This window comes from Pseudomonadota bacterium (assembly GCA_030860485.1).
Taxonomy (GTDB): domain Bacteria; phylum Pseudomonadota; class Gammaproteobacteria; order JACCXJ01; family JACCXJ01; genus JACCXJ01.
Genome location: JALZID010000118.1, coordinates 1 through 2,448 on the forward strand (window position 1 = coordinate 1; position 2,448 = coordinate 2,448).

3 protein-coding genes are annotated in these 2,448 nt (G+C 60.5%); all 3 read right to left on the reverse strand.

What is annotated here, in order from left to right; translation table 11 throughout:
* Positions 1 to 146: 146 nt before the first annotated feature.
* The gene (locus M3461_06825; GenBank protein MDQ3774088.1) at positions 147 to 347 is read right to left on the reverse strand and encodes a hypothetical protein; all 201 of its coding nucleotides are present in this window, start codon (positions 345 to 347) and stop codon (positions 147 to 149) included.
* 126 nt (positions 348 to 473) lie between these two features.
* Positions 474 to 923 (reverse strand): ATP-binding cassette domain-containing protein, encoded by a 450-nt coding sequence (locus M3461_06830; protein ID MDQ3774089.1) that lies wholly within the window; start codon positions 921 to 923, stop codon positions 474 to 476.
* Entirely contained in the window at positions 865 to 1,881 is a 1,017-nt protein-coding gene (locus M3461_06835) for a hypothetical protein (GenBank protein ID MDQ3774090.1), read from the reverse strand. Before M3461_06835 ends, M3461_06830 begins: the two co-directional genes overlap by 59 nt.
* Positions 1,882 to 2,448: the final 567 nt, after the last annotated feature.

The following is a 2,448-nucleotide window of genomic DNA, read 5'->3' on the forward strand; positions in this document are numbered from 1 at the left end:
ATCTGCTACCCTTGGTGCGTGCTGGTGTTCCGTTCGTTGACGGTGCTCAAATCGAACGCCGTCAAGACGAAGACAATCGGAAGGAAGCCGCCTGACCATGCTTTCCACAACTCTTGACAATATCTCCGCGGTGGGTGGCGCGGTGCTCACTGCATTCCATTCGGCACCGGTCGCAGCAGTCGGGGGGCGCCGTCATGTCCCGGCGCGATTTCGAGCCTGCCGTGGTACTGCGCCACGCCGGCCCGGTGTGCGATGCTCACTATCGTCGTACTGCAGAGCCGTTCCTGGACCAGCTTCAACAGGTCCGCTTGCGACGACTCATCTAAAGCGGAAGTCGCTTCGTCCATGAGCAGCCACCTCGGCCGGCAGTGCGCGTGCGAAAGCGACGCGTTGTTGCTCGCCGCCCGACAGTTGCATCGACCAGTTCGCCACTTCGTCGAGACGCTCGGTGAGATGCGGCAGTCCGACCACGATCAGTACCGCCGTGATGGTGCCGTCGTCAAACGCTGTCTCGCTGGCAGGATAGGCGACGGCAGCGCGCAGCGTACCGAGCGGAAGTAAGGCCGTTGCGGCAGGAACAGCACGCGGAACGCTTTCGGCAACCGGATCGTTCCGCTGCCGAACGGCCAGATGCCTGCAATGGCGCGGAACAGGGTGCTCTTGCCGGATCCGGATGGTCCGCAGACCTGCACATGCAAGCCCTCGGGCAGTTCGACATTTGCACCGACGAGCAAAGTGCGGCCGGTGGGCAGAACGAGGTCGACGTCGACAAGCTGCAAGCTCGTGGACTCGCTGCTTTCCACCTCGACACCGGGGTTGGTCCGTGCTGTTCCTGCGCTGTCATCACGGCGCTGTGGAAGCCGTTCAACCGATCCACGGTCGCTTTCCAGCTTGCGAAAAGCGGATAAGCGTTGATGAGCCATGACAAAGAGCTTTGCACGTGCCCGAATGCATTGGAGATCTGAATGAGGCCCCGCCGAGCTGAATAGCCCCCGAGAAGTAGCGCGGAGCCGCAACCAGGAAGGGAAAGATGATCGCCACTTGGTTGTAGCCGATGGTGAAGAAGTTAAGGATCTTTTGGCGCTTCATCAGCGCCCACCAATTGCCGACCACATTCGTGAAGCGCTCCCGGAAACCGGCCAGCTCCCCCGCCTCACCGCGATAGAGCGCCACACCCTCGGTGTTTTCACGAAAGCGCACCAGGGTGTAGCGGAAGTCGGCCTCGAAGCGCTGCTGGTTGAAATTGAGACCGATGAGCGGCTTGGCAAGCCGGTGCGTGAGCCAGGTGCCCACGATGGCGTACACGATCGCCACCCAGACCATGTAGCCGGGTAAGTTGTACACGTTTCCCCCCAAGTGCAGCGTCAGCGCACCCGACAGGCCCCAAAGTATTCCAACGAACGAAAGCAGCGTCACCACGGCATTGAGCAACCCAAGCGACAGACTGAGTGATCCTTCGTCGAACAGCTTCATGTCCGCCGCGATCCGCCGGTCAGGGTTGTCCGTCTGGTCGGCAGTCAGCTGCATGCGGTAGTACGCTCGGTCGGCCAGCCATTCGCGCAGACAGTATTCCGTCATCCAGCGCCGCCAGCGGATCTGCAGCATCTGATTCAAATAGAACGCGTACACCGCCATCACGATGTAGACCGTGGCCAGCAGCACGAACTTCTGCATCCCGCTCCAGAACGCCTGTACGCTCTTGTCCTGCAGCGCGTTGTAGAAGTCGTTGTACCAGGCGTTGAACTGCACGTCCATGTACACCATGCCGAGGGTCAGCGCGACGATGGCGATGAGCAGCATCCATGCCGACAGCTTGTCCTCGGACTGCCAGTACGGATGCACCAAGGCCCACAGGTCGCGCCAAAAACCGGCCCGGGTCATTCTCACTTGCAATCACTCGTCCGGCGAAACTGGCGCGGCAGAATTCAAGGCGCACCGCCCACAGTTTCCCCTGATTCCGTTTCCAGCGTGTCGGGGTACGGCTGCGCGGATCTCACCCTCCGCAGCCACCACACCCGCCCCCACAGCCGCCACATCCGGTACCGCCGCACCCGTAATAAGAGACCTGATGTTTTCTTTCATTGTCGAGCGTCACCGTCGAACTGGCCGCGACGGCTGCGCGCGTGCTTCCCGCCCGCGCGTCACGATTCAGTACATAGTGATAGCCATCAGGGATCTCTAGCCCGGATTTCTCACCAAGGGGTGAGCGCAGGTTGAAAGTATCGATGGTGAACATTAGAAAGGCAACGCCTCGGATTAACCGCTTCGGTACGGATGCCGAACGGGGTCAATCGAGTGAATGGGAAGCGGTTATTGTTGAGAATTGCGGGTGCTGTGGAGCAAGGTATGATCTCAGGCAAGACTACCCCTTCACGCCGTTTCAGGGCGCGGACAGGCGGGGAGTGACGGGCTCAATCGTGACGACTAGCAGGTCAATGGGATTTGCCT